The sequence below is a fragment of the Paenarthrobacter sp. UW852 genome, from assembly GCF_024608385.1.
Lineage (GTDB): Bacteria > Actinomycetota > Actinomycetes > Actinomycetales > Micrococcaceae > Arthrobacter.
The window spans coordinates 1-26,767 of the sequence record NZ_JAMSGY010000014.1; the positions used below are offsets into that span (position 1 = coordinate 1).

At 64.0% G+C, this 26,767-nt stretch carries 26 protein-coding genes; 18 read left to right on the forward strand and 8 right to left on the reverse strand.

Annotation, left to right across the window (positions count from 1 at the left end):
- Window positions 1-140: 140 nt before the first annotated feature.
- Complete coding sequence (locus tag NEK97_RS18920) at window positions 141-1,283, reverse strand: hypothetical protein (RefSeq protein ID WP_257371279.1); 1,143 nt, start codon at window positions 1,281-1,283, stop codon at window positions 141-143.
- A 6-nt stretch (window positions 1,284-1,289) separates the two neighbouring features.
- Between NEK97_RS18920 and NEK97_RS18925 the strand changes: the two genes are divergently transcribed.
- The 9 genes from NEK97_RS18925 (at window position 1,290) to xerD (ending at window position 10,482) form a co-directional block, all read left to right on the forward strand.
- The gene (locus NEK97_RS18925) at window positions 1,290-2,120 is read left to right on the forward strand and encodes a hypothetical protein (RefSeq protein WP_257371281.1); all 831 of its coding nucleotides are present in this window, start codon (window positions 1,290-1,292) and stop codon (window positions 2,118-2,120) included.
- A complete protein-coding gene (locus NEK97_RS18930) occupies window positions 2,113-3,099 on the forward strand; it encodes an HAD-IIA family hydrolase (protein ID WP_257371282.1) in 987 nt (328 codons plus the stop codon). Before NEK97_RS18925 ends, NEK97_RS18930 begins: the two co-directional genes overlap by 8 nt.
- A gap of 9 nt (window positions 3,100-3,108) precedes the next feature.
- Complete coding sequence (locus tag NEK97_RS18935; protein ID WP_257371283.1) at window positions 3,109-3,357, forward strand: hypothetical protein; 249 nt, start codon at window positions 3,109-3,111, stop codon at window positions 3,355-3,357.
- 3 nt (window positions 3,358-3,360) lie between these two features.
- Window positions 3,361-4,173 (forward strand): TlyA family RNA methyltransferase, encoded by an 813-nt coding sequence (locus NEK97_RS18940; RefSeq protein WP_235520385.1) that lies wholly within the window; start codon window positions 3,361-3,363, stop codon window positions 4,171-4,173.
- Between the two features lie 13 nt (window positions 4,174-4,186).
- Complete coding sequence (locus tag NEK97_RS18945) at window positions 4,187-5,209, forward strand: NAD kinase (protein ID WP_257371284.1); 1,023 nt, start codon at window positions 4,187-4,189, stop codon at window positions 5,207-5,209.
- Window positions 5,210-5,212: 3 nt separating this feature from the next.
- Window positions 5,213-6,952: a DNA repair protein RecN gene (recN, locus tag NEK97_RS18950; protein WP_257371285.1), complete on the forward strand. Its 1,740-nt coding sequence runs from the start codon at window positions 5,213-5,215 to the stop codon at window positions 6,950-6,952.
- Between the two features lie 132 nt (window positions 6,953-7,084).
- On the forward strand, window positions 7,085-8,830 hold the full coding sequence (locus tag NEK97_RS18955; protein WP_235520388.1) for a CTP synthase: 1,746 nt from the start codon (window positions 7,085-7,087) through the stop codon (window positions 8,828-8,830).
- A 27-nt stretch (window positions 8,831-8,857) separates the two neighbouring features.
- On the forward strand, window positions 8,858-9,520 hold the full coding sequence (locus NEK97_RS18960; protein ID WP_257371286.1) for an NUDIX hydrolase: 663 nt from the start codon (window positions 8,858-8,860) through the stop codon (window positions 9,518-9,520).
- Between the two features lie 2 nt (window positions 9,521-9,522).
- Complete coding sequence (gene xerD / locus NEK97_RS18965) at window positions 9,523-10,482, forward strand: site-specific tyrosine recombinase XerD (protein ID WP_235520390.1); 960 nt, start codon at window positions 9,523-9,525, stop codon at window positions 10,480-10,482.
- Window positions 10,483-10,503: 21 nt separating this feature from the next.
- On the opposite strand, the gene NEK97_RS18970 is transcribed toward xerD, so the two are convergent.
- Window positions 10,504-11,259, reverse strand: coding sequence for a hypothetical protein (locus NEK97_RS18970; protein ID WP_257371287.1), 756 nt, complete (start codon window positions 11,257-11,259; stop codon window positions 10,504-10,506).
- A 57-nt stretch (window positions 11,260-11,316) separates the two neighbouring features.
- Here NEK97_RS18970 and NEK97_RS18975 point away from each other — a divergent pair, with 57 nt between their 5' ends.
- On the forward strand, window positions 11,317-11,811 hold the full coding sequence (locus NEK97_RS18975; protein ID WP_257371288.1) for an 8-oxo-dGTP diphosphatase: 495 nt from the start codon (window positions 11,317-11,319) through the stop codon (window positions 11,809-11,811).
- A gap of 78 nt (window positions 11,812-11,889) precedes the next feature.
- On the opposite strand, the gene NEK97_RS18980 is transcribed toward NEK97_RS18975, so the two are convergent.
- The 6 genes from NEK97_RS18980 to NEK97_RS19005 all read right to left on the reverse strand — a co-directional run bounded on the left by NEK97_RS18980 (window position 11,890) and on the right by NEK97_RS19005 (window position 18,623).
- Window positions 11,890-13,029: a bifunctional 2-methylcitrate synthase/citrate synthase gene (locus tag NEK97_RS18980; RefSeq protein WP_257371289.1), complete on the reverse strand. Its 1,140-nt coding sequence runs from the start codon at window positions 13,027-13,029 to the stop codon at window positions 11,890-11,892.
- Between the two features lie 70 nt (window positions 13,030-13,099).
- The gene (prpB, locus tag NEK97_RS18985) at window positions 13,100-14,005 is read right to left on the reverse strand and encodes a methylisocitrate lyase (protein ID WP_257371290.1); all 906 of its coding nucleotides are present in this window, start codon (window positions 14,003-14,005) and stop codon (window positions 13,100-13,102) included.
- Window positions 14,006-15,526, reverse strand: a complete 1,521-nt coding sequence (locus NEK97_RS18990; RefSeq protein WP_257371291.1) for an MmgE/PrpD family protein — start codon at window positions 15,524-15,526, stop codon at window positions 14,006-14,008.
- Between the two features lie 26 nt (window positions 15,527-15,552).
- Window positions 15,553-16,194: a GntR family transcriptional regulator gene (locus NEK97_RS18995; RefSeq protein ID WP_257371292.1), complete on the reverse strand. Its 642-nt coding sequence runs from the start codon at window positions 16,192-16,194 to the stop codon at window positions 15,553-15,555.
- Window positions 16,195-16,266: 72 nt separating this feature from the next.
- The gene (locus NEK97_RS19000; protein WP_257371293.1) at window positions 16,267-16,980 is read right to left on the reverse strand and encodes a response regulator; all 714 of its coding nucleotides are present in this window, start codon (window positions 16,978-16,980) and stop codon (window positions 16,267-16,269) included.
- Window positions 16,977-18,623, reverse strand: a complete 1,647-nt coding sequence (locus NEK97_RS19005; RefSeq protein WP_257371294.1) for a sensor histidine kinase — start codon at window positions 18,621-18,623, stop codon at window positions 16,977-16,979. The genes NEK97_RS19000 and NEK97_RS19005 overlap by 4 nt, the downstream gene beginning before the upstream one ends.
- Window positions 18,624-18,762: 139 nt before the next feature.
- Between NEK97_RS19005 and NEK97_RS19010 the strand changes: the two genes are divergently transcribed.
- The 8 genes from NEK97_RS19010 to NEK97_RS19045 all read left to right on the forward strand — a co-directional run bounded on the left by NEK97_RS19010 (window position 18,763) and on the right by NEK97_RS19045 (window position 26,762).
- Complete coding sequence (locus NEK97_RS19010) at window positions 18,763-20,109, forward strand: cation:dicarboxylate symporter family transporter (RefSeq protein ID WP_257371295.1); 1,347 nt, start codon at window positions 18,763-18,765, stop codon at window positions 20,107-20,109.
- Window positions 20,110-20,360: 251 nt separating this feature from the next.
- On the forward strand, window positions 20,361-21,260 hold the full coding sequence (locus NEK97_RS19015) for a ParA family protein (protein WP_257371296.1): 900 nt from the start codon (window positions 20,361-20,363) through the stop codon (window positions 21,258-21,260).
- 27 nt (window positions 21,261-21,287) lie between these two features.
- Entirely contained in the window at window positions 21,288-22,205 is a 918-nt protein-coding gene (locus NEK97_RS19020; protein ID WP_257371297.1) for a ScpA family protein, read from the forward strand.
- Window positions 22,198-22,854 (forward strand): SMC-Scp complex subunit ScpB, encoded by a 657-nt coding sequence (locus tag NEK97_RS19025; RefSeq protein ID WP_235520402.1) that lies wholly within the window; start codon window positions 22,198-22,200, stop codon window positions 22,852-22,854. The genes NEK97_RS19020 and NEK97_RS19025 overlap by 8 nt, the downstream gene beginning before the upstream one ends.
- A 149-nt stretch (window positions 22,855-23,003) precedes the next feature.
- On the forward strand, window positions 23,004-24,215 hold the full coding sequence (locus NEK97_RS19030; RefSeq protein WP_211711352.1) for a pseudouridine synthase: 1,212 nt from the start codon (window positions 23,004-23,006) through the stop codon (window positions 24,213-24,215).
- Window positions 24,216-24,218: 3 nt separating this feature from the next.
- Entirely contained in the window at window positions 24,219-25,325 is a 1,107-nt protein-coding gene (locus tag NEK97_RS19035) for a prephenate dehydrogenase (RefSeq protein WP_257371298.1), read from the forward strand.
- Window positions 25,325-26,038: a (d)CMP kinase gene (cmk, locus tag NEK97_RS19040; RefSeq protein ID WP_257371299.1), complete on the forward strand. Its 714-nt coding sequence runs from the start codon at window positions 25,325-25,327 to the stop codon at window positions 26,036-26,038. Before NEK97_RS19035 ends, cmk begins: the two co-directional genes overlap by 1 nt.
- Window positions 26,028-26,762 carry a 1-acyl-sn-glycerol-3-phosphate acyltransferase gene (locus tag NEK97_RS19045; RefSeq protein WP_257371300.1) on the forward strand — a complete coding sequence of 245 codons (735 nt, stop codon included), beginning with the start codon at window positions 26,028-26,030 and terminating at the stop codon, window positions 26,760-26,762. Before cmk ends, NEK97_RS19045 begins: the two co-directional genes overlap by 11 nt.
- The last annotated feature ends 5 nt before the right edge of the window (window positions 26,763-26,767 follow it).

Consider the following 26,767-nt stretch of genomic DNA (forward strand, 5'->3'; position numbering starts at 1 on the left):
AACACATGGCTGTGAGACTTGCCACCACGGACCGTTTAGTCGCTCGGACGTACTGTCGCCGTGGCGGCGTCGAATAGAATTGCATAAGACAAACGAGTCGGTACCCTAGGGCTGCCGGCGGCGTGACAACGAAATACGGGTTATGAGCGACTACGCACGCGCCAGTGGTCGGCTCGCAACAGGAGGAATCCACCATGGCTGAGCACAACGGCGGCAACCGCGGCGGCAATCGCGGAAACTACGGCGGGAACCGGGACGACCGAGGTTCGTACCGCCCCAACAACAACTCCGGTGGGGATCCTCGCGGATTCCGCTCCAGGGACAACCGCGACGGTAGCGATCGTCCGGCTCGTGATGGGGAGCGTCGTTCCTTCGGTAGCGATCGTCCGGCCCGTGATGGGGAGCGCCGTCCGTTCAACAATGACCGTGGTGACCGTAAGCCGTTCGGTGATCGTAGCGATCGTCCGGCTCGTGATGGTGAGCGCCGTTCGTTCGGCAGTGACCGTGGTGACCGTAAGCCCTTTGGTGATCGTCCTGAGCGCGGCCCGCGGAACTTCGATGGCCCCCGCCGCGACGGTGGCGACCGCCGCCCCTTCAACAACGACCGCGGAGACCGTCCGACCCGTGATGGCGACCGCCGTCCGTTCAACAATGACCGTGGTGACCATAAGCCGTTCGGTGATCGTAGCGATCGTCCGGCTCGTGATGGTGAGCGCCGTTCGTTCGGCAGTGACCGTGGTGACCGTAAGCCCTTTGGTGATCGTCCTGAGCGCGGCCCGCGGAACTTCGACGGCCCCCGCCGCGACAATGGCGACCGCCGCCCCTTCAACAACGACCGCGGAGACCGTCCGGCTCGCGACGGTAGTGACCGCCGCCCCTTCAACAACGACCGCGGTGACCGTCCGGCCCGTGATGGTGAGCGCCGTCCGTTCAACAATGACCGTGGTGACCGTAAGCCGTTCGGTGATCGTCCTGAGCGCGGCCCGCGGAACTTCGACGGCCCCCGCCGCGACAGTGGCGACCGCCGCCCCTTCAACAACGACCGCGGTGACCGTCCGGCCCGTGATGGTGACCGCCGCTCGTTCGGCAACGACCGCGGCAACTCCTGGGAAGAGCGTCCTGCCCGGGTTCCGAACGCCAAGGACATCCGCAGCGCAAACCGCCCTGACCGCGAACGCTCTCCTGAGATCGACGACGACGTTACGGGTAAGGAACTGGACCGCGCCACGGGCCACCAAATCAAGACCCTCGAGGAGCAGAGCGCGGGCTGGGTTGCAAAGCACCTGGTCATGGCTGGCCGCCTGATCGACATTGAGCCTGAGCTTGCTTTCCAGCACGCGTTGGCTGCAAGCCGTCGCGGTGGGCGCCTCTCTGTGGTCCGTGAAGCTGTCGGGCTGACGGCCTACGCTGCCGGCCACTATGGTGAGGCTCTGCGTGAATTCCGCACCTACCGTCGCATCAGTGGTTCGAACGTCCACCTCCCGGTAATGGCTGACTGTGAGCGTGGCCTGGGCCGTCCGGACCGTGCCCTGGATATGGTTCGCTCTCCTGAGGCGCAGGACCTTGACGCTCCGGGCAAGGTGGAGCTTGCCATTGTGGCATCGGGCGCCCGTGCGGACCTGGACCAGCTGGACGCTGCTGTCAGCGAACTGGAGATCCCGCAGCTGGACATTAACAGGGCGTTCTCGTACAGCCCGCGACTTTTCCGCGCCTACGCAGAGGCTTTGGCCGCAGTGGGCCGCACTGAGGAGTCCGAGAAGTGGGCCCGCCAGGCCTTGGTTGCTGAGAATGCGCTTGGCGTTGGGGACTTCGCTGAACCCGAAATTGTTGACCTGGGCTGGGACGAGCGGGAAGAAGAAGCCGCGCGTAAGCCGCGCTTCGAGAAGCCGGCCCGGGACGCCGACGTCGTGAAGCCTGAGACTGAGACGGTCATCGTCGAGGCGGCGGCAGCGGACGTTGAGCACGACGAGGTCGAACTCGATGACGCGGAGTCGGACTACTTTGAGTCCAACGATGCCGAGTCGGATATCGATTCCGCGGAGGCGGACGAGGCGGACCAGGCTGACGAGACTGGCAACGAAGAGTCTGACGACGAGAACGCCGACTCCCGGAATGGCTGATTCGCTGATCTCATCCTTTGATGCTGTCCTCTCCGATTTGGATGGCGTGGTCTATGCAGGACCGCACGCCATCCCGGGAGCCGTGGAGTCGTTGAAGCGTCTCGAGACCGTGGGTGTTGGCCTGGGTTACGTCACGAACAACGCTTCACGGACCCCCGCCCAGGTCGCCGCGCATTTGCGTGAGCTGGGCGCTCCGGCTGAGGACCATCAAGTGGTCAGTTCCTCCCAGGCAGCAGGGGAGCTTCTTGCTTCCATGCTGCCTGCGGGGGCGCATGTCCTGATAACAGGCAGCGCAGCACTGGCCCATGAGATCGAGCTGGTTGGCCTCAAGCCCGTGCACAGCGCAGACGAGGACCCTGTAGCTGTGGTGCAGGGCTTCAATCCGGAGATCGGTTGGAAGGATCTGGCCGAGGCCTCGTATGTGGTGGCCGGCGGAGCCATGTGGTTCGCGACCAACACTGACATGTCGATTCCGCAGGCCCGGGGCATGGCGCCGGGCAACGGAACCCTCGTCGCCGCGGTAGCTGCCGCTACGGGCAAGACGCCTTTGGTGGCCGGCAAACCCGAGGCGCCGCTCTTCCATGCTGCCGCGAAGCGGCTTAACGCGGATCGTCCCCTGGTGGTGGGCGACCGCTTGGACACGGACATTTTGGGCGGCAACCGCGCAGGATTTGCGACGGCGGCTGTCCTCACCGGCGTGGATACCACGCACACCATCCTGGCTGCGCGCACGGATGAGCGCCCCGACTACCTGTTGGCGGACCTGGAAGGGCTCTATGTCCCTTACCCGGAGGTCCTGAGCGAGGACGGTGCGTTCCGTTGCGGTGCAGCGTCCGCAGTTGCAGTGGACGGCACGGTCACTGTTACGGGGGACGAAGCGGACATTGATGCTTGGCGGGCGGCGTGTGCCGCTTGGTGGGCTGCCGTTCCGGCGTCCGACGTGGCGAAGGCTCCAAAGCTGGAATGGCAAAGTCACTAGACTGGTACGATGACCGAACCCAGCAATGCCCCCGTGCCTGAGGCGGATGCGGTAGTCCAGTGGCCCGCCGACACGACGCCGACAGGTGACGCATTGGTGGACAAGGCCCTCGGCCCCTTGGCGGATGTTGCGGGGTCCCCGGTTTCTGACCATGGCGAGCTGTACGCCGGCATCCACGACTCCCTGTTGGAGGCCTTGGACGCTGAGCCAGGCCTCCCGTCAGCACCGTCAAACAACCGCCCGGAAGGCGACAGCTAGCACATGGCACGACTTGATCAGGAACTCGTCTCCCGTGGGCTGGCGAGGTCCCGGACCCACGCTGCCAAACTCATCAGCGACGGGAAGGTCAGTTCCGGCGGCACGGTCCTGGCCAAAGCTGCGCTCCACGTCGACGCGGCAACGGAACTCATTGTCGAAGCCCACCTTGAGGACATCTACGCCAGCCGCGCCGGCCATAAGCTGGACGGCGCGCTTAAGGCGTTTCCCGCCGTCGTGGTTGCCGGCAAGCGGTGTCTCGACGCCGGTGCCTCCACCGGCGGGTTCACCGACGTGCTGCTGAGGCAAGGGGCCGCGCGGGTGGTGGCTGTGGACGTCGGGCACGGCCAGTTGGTCCCGTACCTGCGCGAGGACCCCCGGGTTGACGTCCATGAGGGCCTTAACGTCCGGTACATGACGCCCGAACAGATCGGCGGACCGTCACAACTGACGGTCGCGGACCTGTCCTTCATTTCGTTGACGCTGGTGGTCTACCCCCTTGCCCAATGCACTGAACCCGGTGGCGACATGGTCCTGATGGTGAAGCCGCAGTTCGAGGTTGGCAAGGAGCGGCTGAGCCGGTCGGGAGTGGTCACCTCGGAGAATGAACGACGCCGGGCGGTTGCCCAGGTGGCCCGTGCTGCGGTGGACGCCGGGCTGGATCTGCAGGACCTGGCGGCCAGTCCGTTGCCTGGCCAGGACGGAAATGTTGAATACTTCCTGTGGATGAAACGCAGGATGTCTGCGGTGTTGCCTAAGATCGAAGAGCGGGACGCAGCCGTTGCCGCGTTGATCGAGAAACTCTGGCCGAACCACTAGAAAGCAGAACCCGATGAGCAGGCGTGTACTGGTCCTTGCCCACACAGGGCGGGAGGAATCGCTCCGCGCAGCGTGGGATGCGTGTACGCAGCTGCACTCGTCAGGCTTGGTTCCCGTGCTCCAAAAGTCTGAGCTTGCCGATATCGAGCGGTTCTTCGGCGCCCTGGATACACCGATCGAGATCCTTAATGACCACGTCAGCCTGGAGGACGTGGAGTTGGTCATGGTCTTGGGCGGTGACGGCACCATCCTTCGCGCGGCCGAGCTGGTCCGGGAGGTCGATGTGCCACTGCTTGGGGTCAACCTGGGGCACGTGGGCTTCCTGGCCGAAAGTGAACGGGCCGACCTCGCCCAAACGGTCGAGTGGATCGCCAGCCGGCAGTACACGGTGGAAGAACGCATGACCATCGACGTCCAGGTCTGGATCAAGGGCCAGAAGATTTGGCACACCTGGGCTTTGAACGAGGCCGCCATCGAAAAAGCCAACCGCGAACGCATGTTGGAGGTTGTCACGGAGGTGGATGAGCGGCCCTTGACGTCGTTCGGCTGTGATGGCGTGGTCATGGCGACTCCTACGGGTTCCACAGCCTATGCGTTCTCTTCGGGTGGTCCCGTGGTGTGGCCGGAGGTTGAAGCCCTGGTCATCGTTCCGATCAGCGCGCACGCCCTCTTCGCCAAGCCCCTGGTGGTTTCGCCGCGTTCCAAGCTGGCCGTCGAAATCATGAACCGGACGGATGCGTTGGGGGTGCTCTGGTGCGATGGGCGACGCTCTGTGGATCTGCCTCCGGGTGCGCGCGTGGAAGTGACGCGCTCAGCTACCCCGGTGCGGCTCGCCCGCACACACAAGACGCCGTTCTCGGCCCGGCTCGTGCGTAAGTTCGAGCTTCCCATCCATGGCTGGCGTGGCCCGGCTCCCCGCAGGGGCGAAGTCCACACCGGCCCCATCCCGGTGATCAGGACGCTGTCACCGGCACCTTTGCCCAGCCCGCGGGACCCAGGGCACGGTGAAACCTCCGAACCCACGAATGCGAAGTGAACCATGCTTGAAGAACTCCGAATCCGTGACCTCGGCGTCATCACCGACGCCGCCCTGCCGTTGGGCCCCGGCCTGAGCGTCGTGACGGGCGAAACCGGCGCCGGTAAGACCATGGTGGTGACCGCCGTCGGGCTTCTTCTCGGTGCCCGCTCTGACGCCGGGGCTGTTCGCAGCGGCGCCAAGTCCGCGTCCGCCGAGGCCGTACTGAAGCTTGATCCGGCGCACAGCGCCGTAGAGCGCGCCAAAGAGGCTGGCGGTGAGGCTGAGGAGTTCGACGGCGTGGCTGAACTGTTGCTGGCCCGTACCGTTGGTGCCGACGGCCGCAGCCGCGCATACGTTGGCGGGCGCGCGGCACCTGTGGGGGTGCTGGCCGAGCTGGGGGAGAGCCTGGTAGTGGTCCACGGGCAGTCGGACCAGATCCGGCTCAAGAGCGCAACAGCCCAACGCCATGCTTTGGACCGCTTTGCCGGTGCGCCCCTGGCAAAGAGCCTGGGGGAGTACCAGGAGCTGTATAACCACTGGAAAGCCATCCAGGCCGAACTTGATACCCTGCGCAGCGAGGCCCGTGAACGGCTCCGTGAGGCGGAGTCCCTGGACGTTGCCCTCAAGGAAATAGACGACGTTGATCCGCAGCCTGGCGAGGACGAAACCCTCAAGGCCGAGGCTGTGAAGCTGGCGAATGTCGAAGAACTCAGGTTGGCGGCCGCGGCCGCCCATGAATCCCTCATCGCCGAGGAATTCGGTGACGCTGGGGACGCCACGTCCATGGTTGACGCAGCCAAGCGAACGTTGGAGAACGTCGCTGATCATGATGAGGAGCTGAGGTCTGCCGCTGCAAGGCTGGCGGAGGTCGGGTTCCTGCTCAATGACATTGCCGCGGACCTGTCCAGCTACCAGGCCGCATTGGATACGGAGGGGCCCGAACGGCTGTCCGAAATCGAGGACCGCAGGGCGGCGCTGGCCAAGCTGATCCGTAAATATGCCCCGAGCATTGACGAGGTGCTGGAGTGGGCTGCCACGGCGCGGACGCGGCTGGATGAGCTTCAGGACGACTCAAGCCGGATCGAGTCCCTGGACGCAGAGGTGGCATCCGCGGAGGCCACCCTCCGGAAGCAGGCAGCAGCAATCAGCAAAGCCCGCCTCAAGGCCGCCAAGGACCTCTCAGGGCGCGTCAGCGCCGAACTGAAGGCCTTGGCCATGGCAGACGCTACCTTGGTCATCGAGGTGGACGGCAGCGGCGTGTTGGGCCCGTGGGGTACCGATGAGATCGCTTTCCTCCTCCAGCCGCATTCGGGCGCCCCTGCCCGGCCGCTGGGTAAGGGAGCGTCCGGTGGTGAACTCTCGCGGGTCATGCTGGCCATCGAGGTAGTGCTGGCGGCAGTGGACCCCGTTCCGACCTTTGTTTTCGATGAGGTGGACGCAGGCGTGGGTGGCCGTGCCGCCGTCGAGATTGGACGCAGGCTGGCCATGCTGGCCCGCCACGTCCAGGTGCTGGTGGTAACCCACCTGCCGCAGGTGGCGGCGTTCGCCGATCAGCACATCCGTGTCACCAAAACCTCCGTGCGGGGATCTGACGGGAAGACCACCACCGGGTTCACCTCCAGTGACGTTCAGTTGCTGAGCGAGGAGGAACGGGTGAAGGAACTTGCCCGGATGCTGGCCGGGCAGGAAGACTCCGAGTCCGCGCAGGCACATGCCCAGGAATTGTTGGACGACGCGAAACTCCTGCCGCAGCGGGCTTGAACACCGCTACGGGCAGTGCGAGCACCATCACATCGCCGCTCCCCAAACCCCGGTGGCTCTTGATTGCCTGGCAGTCCTGGGCAACTATTGACCATTTGGGGAATCCGAACAGACGCTTGGAAGGCGTAATTGATGATAAGCTCGAATTCCGTGGTGCAGCGATCAAATTCCCGTGTAAATTCCCGGTTCCCGGGCTCGTCCAAGACGACCAAACACATCTTCGTCACCGGTGGTGTGGCGTCCTCGCTCGGTAAGGGTCTGACGGCTTCCAGCCTCGGCCACCTCCTGCGGGCACGCGGTTTGTCTGTAACAATGCAGAAGCTCGATCCCTACTTGAACGTGGATCCGGGCACGATGAATCCCTTCCAGCACGGCGAAGTATTCGTGACGGATGATGGCGCAGAAACCGACCTCGACATCGGACACTATGAGCGCTTTCTCGACGAAAACCTCGAAGGTTCGGCCAACGTCACAACCGGCCAGATCTACTCCACGGTCATCGCCAAGGAGCGTCGCGGCGAATACCTCGGAGACACGGTGCAGGTCATTCCGCACATCACCGATGAAATCAAGCGCCGCATGCGCCTGCCCGCAGAGGGCAAGAATGCTCCGGACGTCATCATCACCGAAATCGGTGGCACCGTGGGCGACATCGAGTCGCAGCCGTTCCTTGAGTCGGCCCGCCAGGTCCGCCAGGACGTGGGCCGCAACAACGTCTTCTTCCTCCACGTTTCGCTGGTGCCGTACATCGGCCCTTCCCAGGAACTGAAGACCAAGCCAACGCAGCACTCCGTGGCAGCCCTCCGCTCCATTGGTATCCAGCCTGAAGCCATCGTGATCCGTTCGGACCGCGAGGTGCCTGAAGCCATGCGCGAGAAGATCGGCCGCATGTGCGACGTCGACATCGACGCCGTGGTCAACGCCGCTGACGCTCCCAGCATCTACGACATTCCCAAGACACTGCACTCGCAGGGCCTGGACTCCTACATCGTCCGTGCGCTGGACCTGCCGTTCAAGGACGTCGACTGGAGCAAGTGGGACAAGCTGCTTGAAGCTGTCCACAACCCCAAGCACGAGGTCGAGATTGCCCTGGTGGGCAAGTACATCGACCTTCCGGATGCATACCTTTCGGTGACTGAAGCCCTTCGTGCCGGCGGCTTCGCCAACGAAGCGAAGGTCAAGATCCGTTGGGTGCCTTCGGACGAGTGCGAAACCCTTGAGGGTGCCACCAAGTCCCTGGCCGGCGTGGACGCCATCTGCGTTCCCGGCGGCTTCGGGATCCGTGGCCTCGAAGGCAAGCTTGGTGCTTTGAAGTTCGCCCGCGAATCCAAGCTCCCCGTCCTCGGCCTGTGCCTGGGCCTGCAGTGCATGGTGATCGAGTATGCCCGCAACGTGGTTGGCCTGGAAGGGGCTTCCTCCAGCGAGTTCGAGCCCGATTCCAAGTACCCGGTCATCGCCACCATGGAAGAGCAGCTGGACATTGTGGACGGCAAGGGAGACCTCGGCGGCACCATGCGCCTGGGCCTCTACGAAGCCAAACTGGACGAAGGCTCGGTCATTGCCGAGACGTACGGCACCACCACGGTCAGCGAACGCCACCGGCACCGCTACGAGGTCAACAACAAGTACCGCGAGCAGATTGCTGCCGAGGGCCTGGTGTTCTCCGGTACCTCTCCCGATGGCAAGCTCGTGGAGTACGTGGAGCTGCCCCGCGAAGTCCACCCGTACTATGTTGCAACGCAGGCGCACCCGGAGCTCAGCTCCCGTCCCACGCGCCCGCATCCGCTGTTCGCAGGCCTGGTCAAGGCTGCCCTGGAACGTCGCGAAGGCGCACCGGTGGCAACGAAGACCGGTGCCCGCGCGGTAGCGGCCAAGTAAATAAGCGTACTAGCGAAGGACGGCGCGATGCCCGGTATCTCTGAGACCCCCCGCACATCAAGGCAGGTTTCGGACATGCCGAGCCCGCGCCGTCTTTTGTCTACCAACAAGGTTTACGTAGGCCGCATTTGGGACGTGGTCAGTGACTCGTTCCAGCTCAGCGAAGACACGGACACCCTGGTCCGTGACTACATTGACCATCCGGGCGCCGTCGCTGTCCTTCCCATGAACGTGGACGGCGAGATCCTGCTGCTCAAGCAGTACCGGCATCCGGTGGGCATGGACCTGTGGGAAATCCCGGCCGGGTTGCTGGATGTCGAAGGCGAAGATTTCGTGGTCGGTGCAGCGCGGGAGTTGGCCGAGGAAGCGGACCTGGTTGCGGCTACCTGGAATGTCCTGGTGGACTTCTTCAATTCACCGGGCTCTTCCAGCGAAGCGGTACGGATCTACCTGGCCCGCGGGATCACGGACGTTCCGGAAGCGGACAGGCACGTCAGGACTGACGAAGAGGCCGAGATCGAGCTTCAGTGGGTCCCGCTGGAAGATGCCGTCCAAGCCGTCCTCGAGGGCCGGCTGCACAACCCTTCGGCGGTGCTGGGCATCCTTGCGGCCGCAGCAGCGAAGGCCGATGGATTCACCAAGCTCCGTCCTGCGAACGCGCCCTGGCCCGCACATCCGAGCCAGCGCTGAGCATGGCGGAGGCGCCTGCCCGCACCCTCACTGCCATTGACCGGGCAGTCACCGATTACCTGCAGCACGTCGGCGTGGAAAAGGGGCTGGCAGCGAACACGTTGGCCGCGTACCGTCGCGACCTCGCAAGGTACTCGAACTTCCTGGCGGCGCAAGGGATCGAGCGTCCCGGCAATATCACGCGCCATCACGTCACGGCATTCGTCCAGGCGTTGTCCGATGGCTCGGACGGCGCAGCGGCGCTGGGCGTCCGCTCCGCAGCACGGACAGTGGTAGCCGTCCGCGGCCTGCATAAGTTTTGGGCGCTGGAAGGAACCACGACGACGGACCCCGCCAGTGATGTCCACCCACCGATGCCGGGAAAGAGGCTCCCGAAAGCGATCAGCGTAGGCGAAGTCACGCGGATACTGGAGGCCGCCGGCACGGACACGCCTACCGGACTCAGGGACCGCGCGCTCCTTGAGTTCCTCTACTCCACGGGTGCCCGCATCAGCGAAGCCGTCGGCCTGGACGTGGACGACGTATCCCTCGAAGACTCCGGGGGTGAACCCGCGATCGTCAGGTTGTTCGGCAAGGGTTCCAAGGAGCGGTTGGTGCCCATGGGTTCCTACGGCGCCCGGGCTGTTGGTGCGTACGTCGTCAGGGGCAGGCCCTTACTGGCTGCCAAAGGTAAAGGGACTCCGGCGCTGTTCCTCAATGCCCGTGGCGGGCGGATCAGCAGGCAGAGCGCCTGGACCATCCTCAAAGCAGCGGCCGAGAAAGCCAACATCACCAAGGATGTTTCACCGCACACCCTGCGACACTCCTTCGCCACCCACCTGCTTGAAGGGGGAGCGGATGTCAGGGTGGTGCAGGAACTCCTGGGGCACGCGTCAGTGACCACGACGCAGGTCTACACGTTGGTCACAGCGGACACTCTGCGTGAAATCTACGCAGCGGCCCACCCAAGGGCACTGGGCTAACAGATCATTCCTGTGCCGGGGCTACCCGATGACGTTGAGCGTGAACTCCGCGGCCCCGATAAACAGGGCCAGCACAGAGGTCCCCAGGCCTGCGACCAGCAACAGCCCGGGGTGGGCCAGGCCAACCACCACCCGCTTGAGCCGGGGGCGTCCCTTGAGGAACTTCTTGGGCACCCGGGTTTTGACCGGTATTTGCCGCCAGCCGCGGAGCCGCCGCAGGAACCATGCACACCTGACAATGAATGCCATCCAGAGCACGGAGAGAACCAGCGGAACGGCAGCAAGCATCAGGTTGAACCCGAGCGCCGTGACTTCCTTCTCCGAGTCACCGATCACGGACTGCACGGTGGTGGAGATCGATGCGCTCATGACCACCGAGGCCGCCCAGACCATGAAGGCTGCGACGAGCGCCAGGAAACGGACAAAGAAATGCCCCAGGACCGTCGCGTCCACTGCCTTGAGGTGCCGGCGTGGCGTTGCATAAAGAACCACCAAAGTTGAGATCAGGGTGGGCAATGCGGCGGCGAGGACCAGCAGGTACCAGGTCCAGCCAGCCAGATCCACCACCTCGTCCAGGACAATGAGGCCGGCCCACAGGACCGTCCAGGCCCAGCCCGCGTAAAGCGGTTGGGCCACGAGCCATTGCGGAAGCCAGCTGTCCCGTTCTGTCGTACCGGTGCCGGGTGTCAGGGCAGCGGCCCCGGCTTTGTTGGACGCCTCAGGTACCTCATCGACGTCGCCCACGACGGCGCCCACGTCACCCACGCCTTCGCTCATGGGCTCACTGTAGCAATGGCGGCCATGGCTGCGGGAGTACAGGTTAAGGTAGTCACCATGACTGCAGCCCAGGTGACTTTGTGCTTCCTCCTTCGTAATGCCGCGGACGGTGAGTACGTGCTGCTCGGCACCAAGAAGACAGGCTTCGGCCGCGGCAAGGTTGTGGGCGTCGGAGGACACCTGGAAAAGGGCGAAACTGCAGAGCAGGCTGCCTGTCGTGAGGTCATGGAGGAAATCAGCGTCGTCGTGGCACCGGAGGACCTTGTTCCGGCAGGGACAGTTGATTTTGTTTTTCCGGCCAGGCCCGAGTGGAACATGGCCACTACCGTGTTCCTCACCCGCGCTTGGGACGGGGAGCCCATCGAAAGCGTGGAGATCGCGCCCGCCTGGTTCCCTGTTGACCGCCTTCCCGTGGAACGTATGTGGGCAGACGCTGAGCACTGGTTGCCGGCCATGATTTCCGGGCAGCGTATCGCGGTGCGCGTCGCCTTGGCCGCCGACAACGAAAACGTGGCGGACGTCCGCACCGAGACTTGGGTGGGTCCGGTTTAGTACCTCGGACGACGGCGGTCCGGTCACCTCAAGGTGACCGGACCGCCGTCGTACTTTTCTGCTTTAAGGTCGTAAAACCTAGGGCACGTGCCGCTCTTCCGGGCCGTTGTATTCGCTCAATGGACGGATCAGGGAGTTCGAAGCTACCTGCTCCATGATGTGCGCGGTCCATCCCGTGATGCGGCTGGCCACGAACAAGGGCGTGAAGGTCTGCGTGTCGAAGCCCATGAGGTGGTACGTGGGGCCGGCCGGGTAGTCAAGGTTGGGCTTGATCGCCTTCGCCTCATCCATGGCCTGTTCAAGGCCGTTGTAGAGGCCCAGGAGTTCGGGCCTGCCGTAGTGCGCGATCATCTTGTCCAGCGCGGCCTTCATGGTGGGTACCCGGGAGTCGCCATGCTTGTACACGCGGTGCCCGAAGCCCATCACCTTCTTTTTCTGTGCCAAGGCGTTTTCCATCCAGGTCTTCGCCCGGGATGCGGCTTCGTCCAGCGATTCTTCGCTGCGGATGCCGATCTCATCGAAGGTATGCATGACGGCTTCGTTGGCGCCTCCGTGCAGGGGGCCCTTGAGGGCGCCGATCGCGGCGGTCACGGCCGAGTGCAGGTCCGCGAGGGTGGATGTGACCACCCGGGCGGTGAAGGTGGAGGCGTTGAAGGAGTGTTCTGCGTAAAGGATCATCGAGACGTTGAACGCCTCAACCACTTCGGGAACCTGTTCTTCGCCGAACGTCATCCACAGGAAGTTCGCCGAGTAGTCGAGGTCTTCGCGTGGTTCCACGACGTCCTCGCCGCGCCGGCGACGCTGGTCGTACGCCACGACAGCAGGCATGGCAGCCCAGAGGTCGATGGCCTTCTTCATGTTGGCTTCGGGTGAGGAATCCTCGGCCAATTCGTGCCTGGCGCCAAGCACGGACGCTGCCGTGCGGCAGACATCCATGGGATGTGCCGTGGTGGGCAGGGTATCAATGACCGTCTTGACGACGGGATCGAGGGCACGTCCTGCGCGTTCGCGGGCCGTGAATTCGGCGAGCTGCGATTCGTTGGGCAGTTCGCCGTTCCACAGCAGATAGGCAACTTCTTCGAAGCTGCATTTGGCGGCGAGTTCCTGGACGGGATACCCGCGGTACAGCAGCGAGTTCGTGTCCGGGTTGACCTTCGAGACGGCGGTGTAGTCCACCACGACGCCGGCAAGGCCCTTTTTGATGTCAACAGCTGCCATGCTGCTCTCCTTCGTTCATGATGCAGGGCCCGGTGATGGGACCCTGCGTTCCCCTTGATGAAACTGGAACCTAGCGGATGCCAGGAACCTTGAAGTTGAATACGCCGGTATCGAACTGGTTGTATGCCTCGTAGTCAACGAGTTCATAGAGGCGGGCACGCGTGAGCATGTTCTCCACTTCAGCCTCTTGGGTCCCCGCAGCCTTGATCGATTCCAGAGTACGCTCTGCAGCGCCCATCGCAATGCGGAGAAGCGTCACGGGATAGATGACCATGTTCACGCCAACGCTTTGGAGCTGGTCGACGGTGAAGAGATCGCTTTTGCCGAACTCGGTCATGTTGGCCAGGATGGGCACATCCACGGCGTCACGGATGGCCTGGAACTCGCCCAGGTCACGCATGGCTTCGGGGAAGATGGCGTCGGCGCCTGCGTCCACCAAAGCGCGGGCGCGGTCCTGTGCAGCCTCGATTCCTTCGACTGCGCGGATGTCGGTGCGCGCCATGATGAGGAAGTTCGGGTCCCGGCGGGCGTCTGCGGCGGCACGGATCCGCTTGGTCGCGGTGTCGATGTCAACGACGTTCTTGCCGTCCAGGTGTCCGCAGCGTTTCGGGTTGAACTGATCCTCGATGTGGCAACCGGCCAGGCCTGCGTTCTCGAGTTCCTGGATAGACCGTGCCACGTTCATGGGTTCGCCAAATCCGGTGTCGGCATCCACCAACGACGGCAAATCGGTCATACGGGCGATCTGCCCGGCGCGCGTTGCTACCTCGGTGAGGGTGGTCAGGCCGATGTCCGGCAGGCCGAGGTCATTGGCGAGGACGGCGCCGGAGATGTAGACGCCGGCGAAGCCCTTCTCTTCGATGAGCCGGGCCGAGAGCGGGTTGAAGGCTCCCGGGAACTGCTGCACGGTCCCGGAGGCCAGCAGTTCCCGGAGTTTCAGCCGCTTCTGTTCGGGTGTGATTTTGGAGTACAGCATTTAGAACAGTCCCTTGGGTGCGTTGTTGAGGTCGATCACGCCGGGGGCTGCCGTGATGTTCAGCTGGTCCAGTTCGCCTTCGCCCAGTTCGGTGACGCGTTCGACGGCGGTGAGGAACCTTTCGATTTCGGCTTCTTCGACCAGTCCCGCAGCGAGGGTGCGGAACTTGTTGACGTACTGCTCACGGGCGAAAGGCCGGGCACCGAGCGGGTGGGCGTCCGCCACGGCGATCTCATCGGTGATGACCGTGCCGTCCGTCAGCGTGATTTCCACTGAACCGCCGAAGGCCTTCTCCGCGATGTCCAGGGAGTGGTAACGCCGGGTCCACTCCGGGTCTTCCACGGTGGTGACTTTGTGCCAGAGTTCCACGGTGTCCGGGCGGGCGGCCCGTTCGGGGGCGTAAGAGTCCACGTGGTGCCATGCGCCGTCCTGGAGTGCGACGGTGAAGATGTACGGGATGGAGTGGTCCAGGGTTTCGCGGGATGCGGTGGGAGAGTACTTCTGGGGATCGTTAGCTCCCGAACCGATCACGTAATGGGTGTGGTGGCTGGTCTTGATCAGCACGGACTTCACGTTGGCCGGGTCCGTGGTTTCGGGGTGCTCGCGGTTCAGCTTGCGGGCGAGGTCGATCCACGCCTGGGCTTGGTACTCGGCGGAGTGTTCCTTGGTGTAGGTGTCCAGGATGGCGCGCTTGGCTTCGCCGGGCAGCGGCAGCGGAACCTCGTAGGAGGCGTCCGGGCCGTCCAGCATCCAGGCGATCACGCCGTCTTCGCCTTCGTAGATCGGCACGGGGGAAGTCTGCCCGCGCATGGAGCGGTCCACGGCTTCTACGGCCATCTTCCCTGCGAACGCGGGGGCGTGGGCCTTCCAGGTGGAGATTTCGCCCTTGCGGGACTGCCGGGTGGCGGTGGTGGTGTGCAGGGCCTGTCCCACCGACTGGAAGATCGTTTCAACATCCAAACCCAACAACGTGCCGATACCGGCGGCGGCGGACGGGCCGAGGTGGGCAACGTGGTCGATCTTGTGCTTGTGCAGGCAGATCGCCTTGACCAGGTTCACTTGGATCTCGTAACCGGTGGCGATGGCACGGACCAGGTCGGCGCCGTTGGAGCCCACGTGCTGGGCGACGGCCAGGATCGGCGGGATGTTGTCGCCCGGGTGGGAGTAATCAGCAGCCAGGAAGGTGTCGTGGTAGTCCAGTTCGCGCACAGCCACGCCGTTGGCCCAGGCCGCCCACTCGGGGGAGACCTGCTCGCTGATACCGAAAATGTGGGCGCCCTTGCCGTTGGCGGACGGGCCGTGGGTCAGGGCCTGGGCGCGGGCAGCGACGATCGGTGCGCGGTTCAGCGAGGCGATGGCCACTGAGGCGTTGTCGATGATCCGGTTGATCACCATGTCGGTGACCTCGGGCGTAACGTCGACGGGGTCGGCGGCGACCACGGCGATCTTGTGGGCCAGTTGTTCCTCGCGGGGGAGGTTCTCTTCGCTCTTGTAGACACGGACGTGATTGTTCTTAACCATGGTGCTCCTTCTAGGCAGTGGTGTTTCTAGGCAGGCGTGTGGGTAGCTTTGACGTGGGTAAGGCTGCGGTGCAGGTGAAGTGTGGTTGCGGCTTCGGCCAGCCGGGGGTTGCCGGCGGCGATGGCTTCTGCGATGGCGGCGTGTTCTCCTGCGGCCGCGTGAAGCCGGGCGGAGTCGTCAGCTGCCAAGCGGCGGACCCTGACCAGATGGACGCGGAGGCTGCGCATGGCGTGGGCCATATACGTGTTCGAAATGGCGGCGTCTATGGCATCGTCCAGCCGGCCAACCAGCGCGTAGTAGTCGTGGCGTGTGGGATCTGTTTCGGTGAGGAGTTCGGGGGCCAACAGCAGTTGGGCGTGGAGTTCGGCGAAGATCCCGGGCTCGCCGCGTTCGGCGGCCAGCCCCGCAGCCCGCACTTCGAGGGTCTCGCGCAGTTCGAAAAGTTCGTCGATGTTCTCCAGTGAGATATCGGTAACGACGACGCCGCGGCCTCCTGCCGCCGTCGTCAATCCTTCAGCGGTGAGCCGGCCCAGCGCCTCGCGGACCGGTGTGCGGGACACGCCGAGGCGCTCGGACTGCTCCACCTCCGCCAGGACCGTGCCCGGACGAAGGCGCCATTCGATGATGTCTTCCCTGAGGGCAGTGTAGGCCCGGTCACTGGCGCGCATAGCATCAGTGTATACACAGCTTGGTGTCAAAGCGACCTTCGGACGATTTTTAGCCGTCTGTGTATACAGAAACTAGCTTCGGTTCCAGCCGTATTCGTTTTCGGGGCGCCCCGGGGTGCCGTACCGCGCTGCCCGGGTAACCGTCCCTGCGTCGGCCAAATACTCCAGGTACCGGCGGGCGGTGACGCGGGACATTCCGAGCGCTTCCATGACTTCGCTGGCCGAGACCGGCTGTTGCCGCGTCCTGACCAGATCCTTCACGGAGTCCAGCGTCGACCCGGAGAGCCCCTTGGGCAGCGGCAACTCCGTCGGGGCGCGAAGGCTCGCGAACGCCTGGTCCACGTCGCTCTGGGAGGCCCCGGCCTTGGAAATCCCGGACAGGGAACCTGCCAGCTGGTCACGGAACGCCCGGTAGCTGCCCAGCTTGTCCGCGAACGTTGCGTAGGTAAAGGGCTTGATGAGGTACTGCACGACGCCGATCGACACGGCACTGCGCACGATGTTCAATTCCCGGACAGCCGTAATGGCGATGATGTCGGCAAAGACGCCGGCCGACCGCATGCGGCGGGCCACGTCCAGGCCGTGCAGGTCAGGCAGGTTCATGTCCAGCAGGACCAGGTCCACCGGTTCGCCGGATGCCGCGAATTCGCCCAGGATCCGCAGGGCCGACTGTCCATCCGGTGCGGTGCCCACCAAGGTGAAACCGTCGAGGCGGCCGATATAGACGGAATGGGCATCGGACGCTATCGGCTCGTCCTCAACCACCAGGACGCGGATGTCTGTCATGCCTGCTCTTCCTCGGGATCCGGCACAGGAAGCACAACATGGAACTGTGCACCGCCGGGATTGCTGATGGTCATCGTACCGTTCAGTCGCTGCACGGCCTGCCTGACCAAGGCCAGCCCGACCCCGCGGCCATGGGCTCCTCCCGTACCTGCTGCCGGCGATTTGGTGCTGAAGCCGTACTGCAGCACGTCGTCAATGGAATCGGGGTTGATGCCACTGCCGGTATCCCGCACCGTAAATGCGACGGCGGCAGCGCCCGCTTCCACGTCCAGCTCCACCGTACGCGGGGACTCGCCGGCGGCAGCGGCGTCGATCGCGTTGTCCAGCAGGTTGCCGAGGATGGTTACCAGGTCCTGGATCTCAAGCCCGCGGACACCGGAACTTCCGGAGGTACGGACCACCAGTTCCACCCCGCGCTCATGGGCTTCCGCAGCTTTACCCATGACCAGGGCACTCATGACCGGTTCGTCAACGGACGCCACCATGTCATCAGTGAGCTGCTGGCTCAACTCGAGGTCCTTCGTGGCGAAATCCAAGGCCTGCGGAGTGCGGCCCAACTCCAGCAGCGAAACGATCATGTGCAGCCGGTTTGCGTGTTCGTGGGTCTGGGCCCGCAAGGCATCGGACAACGTCTTCATGGTCTGCAGCTCAGTACCCAAGGACTCAATCTCGGTGCGGTCGCGGATGGTTGCCACCGTGCCGTAAACGGCCGGCTTCTGCCTGCTTCGCCCAGGCACAGGCGCCACCGCCGGGGCCTGGTTGACCACCAAAATCCGGGAGCCCGTGAGGTGGATTTCATCATGGGCAGGCCTCCCGGACTCGAACAGCGCCCGAAGGCTTCCATCGAACGGCAGGTCGGCCAGCCGTGGGGCAGCAGCAGGGGAGCGATCGGCGTCGGACGGCTCGAGGCCCAGCAGTTCCGCCGCCTGGTCGTTGTACATCACCGCCTTGCCACGGGTGTCCACCAGGATGAGTCCCTCGCGAACGGAGTGCAGGACGGATTCGTAGTAGGCGAAGAGTTGGGCCAGCTGTTCCGGACCCCAGCCGCGTGTCACCGAACGCAGGTACCGTCCCAGCAGCCAGGAAGCGATGGAGCCAAAGGTCAGCACCACCAGGGCGATGCCGCCGATCACCGCCAAACGATCGGCGACGTCAGTGTCCACGGTCCGCACGGTCACCCCCGCGGCCACGAGCGCTTTGACCGTGCCGTCTTGGTCTTTGACAGGCGAGATGGTCCGGACCGAGGGCCCCAATGTCCCGGCAGTGACCTCAGTGAACGTGTTGCCTGCCAGGGCAGGCTCAATGGTTCCGATGTACGGCTTGCCCAGCTCCTCGGCCCGGGGATGGGTCCAGCGTGTCCGGTCCGGAGCCATGATCGTGATGAAGTCCGCATCGGCCTCACTCATGACCTTCAGGGCGTACGGCTGAAGAACGGCCGAGGGATCCCCCGAGGACGCGGCCTGAAGGACAAGCGGATTGTTGGCGATGGATGTCGATATGGCACGCATTCGGCTGCCTGCGTCTCCGTAAGCACGGTCCCTGGCCTCCAGCAAGGAAAACGCACCGAAAGCCGCCGTCAGCGCCAGGACGAACAGCAGGTTCGCCACAAACAGACGGCGGGCGATGCTCCAGCTGTGAAACACGTGGACCTCCCATGACCAATATGACCGCAACGGTGATGTGTGTCACCAACGGCTCAATGATGGATATCACACAAGGGCAGCGGATTGGACATCAGTGCAGGACCGCAGCGCCTTACACAGTATCCAGAAGGAGAATCCCATGACCTCTCAACGAGGAGAGTCGGCAGTCGCTGCCAAAGGTGGACGCAAGGGGCTCGACAAGTCCCACTACCTGTATATCGCCGTCATCCTGGCCGTGGTGCTTGGCGCCGTAGTCGGCCTGCTGTTCCCCGAGGTCGGAAAATCCCTCAAGCCCCTGGGTGACGGTTTCATTAAGCTCATCAAGATGATGATCGCCCCCGTCATTTTCTGCACAATCGTCCTGGGCATCGGTTCGATCGCCAAGGCCGCAACCGTCGGTAAGGTCGGCGGACTGGCCCTGGGCTACTTCGTGGCCATGTCCACCTTCGCCCTGGCCATCGGCCTGGTCGTCGGAAACCTCATCCACCCGGGCGAGGGACTCAAGCTGACCCCCTATGACCCCAACAAGAAGGCCGCAACGGACAGCACCGCGGACTTCCTCCTCGGAATTATCCCCGGCGACATCCCCGTCCTGCCCACCCTGCTGGCCGCCATCCTGGTTGGTTTCGCCCTCCAGAAGATGGGCAAGGAAGGCACTCCCATCCTGAAGGCCATCGGCCACGGTCAACGGCTGGTCTTCCGCATCCTGATCATGATCATGTGGCTGGCCCCCGTCGGCGCCTTCGGTGCCATCGCCGCCGTCGTCGGTGCAACCGGTGCACAGGCCATCTTCAGCATGTTCACCCTGATGCTGGCCTTCTACATCACCTGCGCACTGTTCATCGTGGTCATCCTGGGAACGCTGCTCCGGGTTGTCTCGGGCGTCAACATCTTCCGGCTCATGAAGTACCTGGCCCGCGAATACCTGCTCATCTTCTCCACGTCCTCCTCCGAAGCTGCCCTGCCCCGCCTCATCGCCAAGATGGAGCACCTGGGTGTCTCCAAGCCGGTTGTTGGCGTCACGGTACCCACGGGTTACTCCTTCAACCTGGACGGTACGGCCATCTACCTGACCATGGCGTCCCTGTTCGTCGCCAACGCCATGGGCACGCCGCTGGACCTCGGCGCCCAGATCTCCCTGCTCATCTTCATGATCATCGCCTCCAAGGGCGCTGCCGGTGTCACCGGTGCAGGCCTGGCAACACTGGCCGCCGGCCTTCAGGCACACAAGCCGGAGCTCTTGGGCGGCGTGGGAATGATCGTCGGAATCGACCGCTTCATGTCCGAAGCCCGCGCCTTGACCAACTTCACGGGCAACGCCGTGGCCACGGTCCTGATCGGCACCTGGGTCAAGGAAATCGACAACAGCCAGGTGGAGCGCGTCCTCTCCGGCAACGAACCCTTCGACGAGCAGACCATGATCGCCCATGGCAGCGATGAGGAAACTGCCCCCGAGGGTGAGTCCCGGGAAAAAGCAACGGTCTAGCACCGCGCCGCGAAGCACTCAATGAACGAAGGCCGGCACCTGTTGGGGTGCCGGCCTTCGGTGCTCCCCAGGCCGGACCCGGCGTCGTGAACCAGAACCTTCGACTTCAACTAGAGGGTCAAGGCTCAATACGCGGCCAATGTCAAGTTCCCCGGAATACCGTGTCGGGGCCTGTAGCCTTGGTGGGTAGTAGCGCTGTAGCCGGGGGCGCAGCAGCAGGGAAGATCGTCGTCGAAAGAGTGGTTGGATACGTGAGCATCGAACGGGGTTCCGCAACGCTGGAAGGTACCGGGCTCGATCTGGAAGACGCCGTCATGGGGCCCACCGGGCGCCCTTACCGCGAATTTCCGGAACCCGCTCCGTTGGCCTCCCACGGCCCGGCGAGAGTCATCGCCATGGTCAACCAAAAGGGTGGCGTCGGCAAAACCACGTCCACCATTAATCTCGCCGCTGCGCTCGCAGAGTATGGCCGGCGTGTCCTCCTGGTGGACTTCGACCCCCAGGGAGCCCTGTCCGCTGGGCTGGGTGCGAATCCGCACGAGCTCGACCTCACCGTCTATAACGTCCTTATGGACCGCAAGGTCAGTATCCGTGACGCCATCCAGCAGACCGGAGTGGAAGGCGTGGACCTCCTCCCCGCCAACATCGACCTCTCCGCGGCCGAAGTCCAGTTGGTGAACGAAGTAGCGCGCGAGCAGGTCCTGGACCGCGCACTGAAGAGCGTCGAAGACGATTACGACGTCGTCCTGATCGACTGCCAGCCTTCGCTGGGCCTCCTGACCGTCAATGCGCTGACGGCAGCACACGGCGTCATCATCCCGTTGATCTGCGAGTTCTTCGCCCTGCGTGCGGTAGCACTCCTGGTGGAGACCATCGAAAAGGTGCAGGACCGCCTCAACCCGCGCCTGCAGGTGGACGGTGTCCTGGCAACCATGTACGACGCCCGCACCCTGCACAGCCGCGAAGTGATCTCGCGCCTGGTTGAAGCCTTCGGCGACAAAGTCTTCGAGACCGTCATCAAACGCTCCATCAAGTTCGCCGATGCCACCGTAGCGGCCGAGCCGATCACCAGCTACGCCGGTAACCACATTGGCGCAGACGCCTACCGCCGCCTCGCCAAGGAACTGATTTCGCGCGGCGGCGCGCCGTAGCCGACGGTGGTACCGTCGCTCGCCCCGATGACTGACACTCCCACGGCCGCGCCACCGGCCGTTGGGGAGGCCGCGTCCGACGCCGCCACCTCCGAGGCCCGGAAGCCGGGCTTCGAGGTTCGGCTGGCCAACTTCACTGGGCCCTTCGACCTCCTTCTGGGCCTGATATCCAAGCACAAGCTGGATATCACCGAAGTCGCGTTGGCCACCGTCACCGATGAGTTCATCAAGTACATCCGCCGCCTGCAGGAACTGGGGGAGGACTGGGCGTTGGACGAAGCCAGCGAGTTCCTGGTCATCGCCGCAACGTTGCTGGACCTGAAGGCGGCGCGCCTCCTTCCCGCCGGCGAGGTGGAAGACGCGGAAGACATTGCACTCCTCGAGGCCCGGGACCTTTTGTTCGCCCGGCTCCTGCAATACAAGGCCTTCAAGGAAATCGCCGGGATACTGGGCGGGACCCTGGAAGAGGAGGCACTCCGCTACCCGCGGCAGGTGGCCCTGGAAAGCCATTTCGCGGCATTGCTCCCGGAACTCGTGTGGCGGCACACGCCCGGACAGTTCGCGGAACTGGCGGCCAAGGCACTCAAGCCCAAGGACACGGTGGCCCCGGAAGTAGGCTTGGACCACCTTCATGCCCCGCCGGTAAGCGTGAAGGAGCAGGCGGAGATCATGGGATATCGCTTGAAGCTGGGCGCACCCCTGACCTTCAACGCGCTGATAGCCGATGCCGAGAGCACCCTGACGGTGGTGGCGCGCTTCCTGGCATTGCTGGAAATGTTCCGGGACCGGGTGGTTGCCTTCGAGCAACCCGAGCCCCTTGCCGTGCTGACGGTGCGCTGGACCGGTGATGATGCCGCGTGGGACAGTTCCAGCCTGAGTGAGGAATACGGGCCAATGCCAGGCGCCGACGAATCCGGGAACGATGGAGACAGTAACAATGAGTGAGCAGGAAATGGAGCCGGACGGGCTGGCTGCGCTCGAAAGACTGCCAGGTGGAGCCCGTGCTGCGTTGGAAGCTGTCCTTATGGTCATCGACGAACCGGCCACCACCGAAGAGCTGGCAGCAGGACTGAACGTGACGGTCGCCGTCGTCGAGGATTTGCTGCATGACCTGCAGCGGGAGTATAGCGGCTATACTGTTAAAGCCCCGGACGTGGATGCTGTCGGCTTTGCCGATGCCAGCACTGCACCCCGGGGTTTTGAATTGCGGAACGTCGCCGGAGGGTGGCGGATCTATTCACGGTCGGATTTTGCCGACATCGTGGGCAGGTTCGTCCTTGAAGGGCAGACCACCAGGCTGACTCAGGCTGCGCTTGAGACCCTGGCGGTTATTGCTTACCGGCAACCGGTCTCCAGGGCCCGGGTGTCCGCGATTCGCGGCGTCAACGTTGATTCCGTTGTCCGGACTCTTACCCAGCGTGGTTTGATCGAGGACTCCGGAAACGATCCCGAATCCGGGGCGGTCCTGTACAGGACTACCTCCTACTTCCTTGAACGGATGGGCATTGGCTCGGTGGCGGAACTGCCCCAGCTCTCGCCCCACCTTCCTGGTTTGGAAGGGATCGACGAGTACTACGACGCCACCCGGATGTAGCCAACGGCCACAGACGGCGGCACCAGAACTTAATACGGACACACGCACCGCAACAAGGTGCACAGCAACAAGGGGCAGACGATGTCTGTCCGGCTGGCTAGTGTTGATTTCAACACCAAATGCCGGCCATTACTACACAAGGACGGGTCATGACACAGGCGGGACGCCAGAGTTCACCACGTAACGGTTCGGGGCGCAACAGCTCCGGACGCAATGAGGCCAAGGGCGGCGCAGGCCGCTCCAACGCCGGCGGCTTTTCCGGCCGCGGCGGCAGCGCCGGCGCTGGAAAGCGCAACTTCACCCAGGGCGAGGGCCGCCCCTTCAAGGCTTCGAAGCCGCGCGAAGCGGCTCCCTTCGATCCCGACAACCCCACATCGGCCGGCGATTACGATCGTGGCCAGGCCGCCAGGCCAGCCAAGCCTTTCCGTAAGCCCGGCTCCAACAAGCCCGGCTTTGGCAAGGCTCCCGGTACTCCGGGCGCGCTGAAGCCCAAGCCGAAGCAGGCAAAGCAGTTCGGCTCCAAGGCGTTCGGCAGCGAACGCTTCGGCCAGAACCTGGGCCCCATCCGCAAGCCGGGCCGCAACCGCGGCCCGCGACAGGAAGTCCCGCAGTCGGACCTCCACGACGTAGACGGCGTACGCCTGCAGAAGGTCATGGCGCAGGCCGGCGTGGCTTCCCGCCGCGTGTGTGAGGAAATGATCCTCGAAGGTCGCGTCGAGGTTGACGGCGTGGTGACCACCGAGCTTGGCATGCGCGTGGACCCCACGGCTGCCGTGATCCACGTTGACGGCATCCGGATCCAGCTGGACGAAACACTCGTCTACATGGTGTTCAACAAGCCCAAGGGCGTCGTTTCCACCATGGAAGACCCCGAGGGCCGTCCCTGCATCAGCGACTTCCTCAAGAACAACAAGAACAAGGGCGAACGACTGTTCCACGTCGGACGCCTCGATGTCGCCACCGAGGGACTGCTGCTGCTGACGAACGACGGCGAACTCGCCAACCGCCTGACGCACCCTTCCTATGAGGTACCCAAGACATACCTGGTGCAGGTGCGTGGCCCGTTCCCGCAGGGCGTCGGCGCCAAGCTTAAGAACGGCGTCGAGCTCGAAGATGGCGTAGCAGCTGTGGACTCGTTCAAGCTGGTTGACTCCACTCCCGGCCACGTCCTGATCGAGGTTGTCCTCCACTCCGGCAAGAACCGTATTGTGCGTCGCATGTTCGACGCCGTCGGTTTCCCGGTGGAGCGGCTGGTCCGTGTCAAGGTCGGTCCCATCGGTTTGGGCGACCAGCGACAGGGCAGCATCCGCAACCTCGGCAGGCAGGAAGTCGGGCACCTCCTGGCATCCGTAGGGCTCTAGGGCATGTCGGCATTCGGTACGCACGGCCGGGGCCATCTCGATGGCCCGGTCGTCGTTCTCGGTACAGGCCTGCTTGGGGCCAGCATAGGCCTGGGCCTGCGCGGACGCGGGGTTCCCGTGTTCCTTTTTGACCCATCACCGACCAACCAGGCGGTTGCCGTGGATATCGGCGCGGGCCGCCCGTTGGCCGAGCTTGACGAGCAGCCTCAGCTTGTCGTGGTTGCCGCACCGCCTGACGTCACGGCCGATGTGGTGGAGAGGGCGCTGGTGGACTACCCGTCCGCCGTCGTCGTCGACATCGCCAGCGTGAAAGCCGGCATCCAGGGCGAACTCCGGGAGCGGGGCGTCGATCTCACCCGGTATGTGGGCACCCATCCCATGGCCGGCCGTGAAAAGTCCGGTCCGGTTGCGGCGCGCGGTGAGCTTTTTACGTCCATGCCGTGGGTTGTTTGCCCCACGGAGGAGACCGGAAGCGCGGCCCTGCAGGTAGCCCGTTCGCTGGCGGGAGACCTCGGTGCGACTGTTTCGCAGTTCACCGCGGACGAGCACGATGAAGCCGTTGCCCTGGTGTCGCATTTGCCGCAGATCATGTCATCCCTGCTCGCCAGCCGTCTTCAGGGGACCCCGCTCCATGCGTTGTCCCTGGCCGGCAACGGGCTCAGGGACACCACCCGCATTGCAGCCAGCGATCCCACATTGTGGGTGCAGATCCTGGGTGGCAACGCGGAGAAAGTGGTGTCGATCCTGCATGGTGTCCGCGAGGACCTGAACCGCCTGATCGGAACCCTGGAAGAGCCACTGGCACCTGGTGCCCGCCTCGACCTGGCGCAACTCATCAGCGAGGGCAACGCGGGGCAGGCCCGGATTCCGGGCAAGCACGGAGGGCCCCCGCAGGCATACTCCTGGCTCACCATCCTGGTGGACGACAAGCCGGGCCAGATCGCGCACCTCCTCACGGAGATTGGGGAAATCGGTGTCAACGTCGAAGACCTCCGGCTGGACCATTCGTCGGGCCAAAACGTGGGCATGGTGGAGCTCTCCGTGCTTCCCAGCAAACACGATCTCCTTGTTGAAGCTCTGACTGACCGTGGATGGCGGGTACTCCAGTAATGACACGAGAATTCTTTGGCCCGGAAACGGTCGCCCGCCCCGGTAAGCCTTTGGTGATAGCCATCGATGGCCCGTCAGGTTCGGGGAAGTCCAGCGTCAGCAAAGAGGTGGCCCGGCGTTTGAAGCTGGCGTACCTCGACACCGGCGCCATGTACCGCGCCCTGACGTGGTACTGCCTCAAGACCGGGGTGGACCTTCACGACGGCGCAGCGGTGGAGGACGCCTCCAAGAAGATTCCGTTGGAAATCAGCACGTCCACAGCCACGGAGTATGTAGCCGTGGACGGGACGGACATCACGGAAGAGATCCGGGACCCCCTGATTTCTTCTTCCGTCAGTGCGGTCGCCACCACCCTTGGTGCGCGCACGGAACTCATTCGCCGGCAGCGGGACCTCATCGGACAGCACCACCACCGCATGGTGGTGGAGGGGCGCGACATCACCACCGTCGTCGTACCCAATGCCGAGGTCCGCATGCTGCTGACCGCCAGCGAGGAAGCCAGGCTCCGGCGTCGTGGGATCCAGTTGGGCGGTACTCAAAGCAAGGAACAACTTGCCGCCCAGGTCATCCAGCGGGATGCCAAGGACTCCACGGTAGTGAACTTCACGCAGGCAGCCGACGGTGTAGTGACACTTGATTCTTCGGACCTGGACTTCGAGGAGACGGTGGATACCGCCTTGGCTATTGTCAGCAAGGTCATTTATGGCGACTAAGAACCAGCTCCCCGCGCAATGGAGCCGGCTCTGGAGCCGACCCATCGGATGGATCATTGACCATGTTGTCTACCGGACAGAGGTCACGGGCAAAAGCAACGTGCCCGCGGCAGGCCCGGTGGTTTTCGCCGCCAACCACATCAGCTTCCTCGATGGCCCGGTCATGTTCGGTGCTTCGCCCCGTCCCATGCACATCCTGGTCAAGAAAGAGATGTTCACAGGTATCCTCGGCAAGGTCCTCAGGGGCTCCGGGCAGATCCCCGTGGACCGTTCCGGCGACCGCGCGGCCCTGCATACGGGTAAGAAACTGCTCGACGCCGGTCATTGCGTCGGTATTCTCCCGGAAGGAAGCCGGGGGAGCGGTTCGGCGGAAAGTATCAGCAGCGGAGTTGCCTGGCTGGCTCTGAACTCCGCCGCGACAGTCATTCCGGTCGCCATTCTTGGAACCCGCCAGGGCGACGAGCATCGGGACCATATCCCCAAACCACGCCGGAAGCTCTATGTCAGCTTCGGCGAACCAGTCACGGTGAAGCGCCGGAAGGGCGAACCCGGGCGTGTTTCAATGGACAGGGCGGCTGCGGACATCCGCGAGGCCCTGGCTGAACACGTCCAGGACGCCATCCGGGCCACGGGCCAGGACCTCCCCAGTGAGCCTGCGCCCGAAGCGCCCACTTCGCAGCACCGCCAAACAGCAGTAGCCGGGACGCCGGCAGACCACCCCTAAGGAAA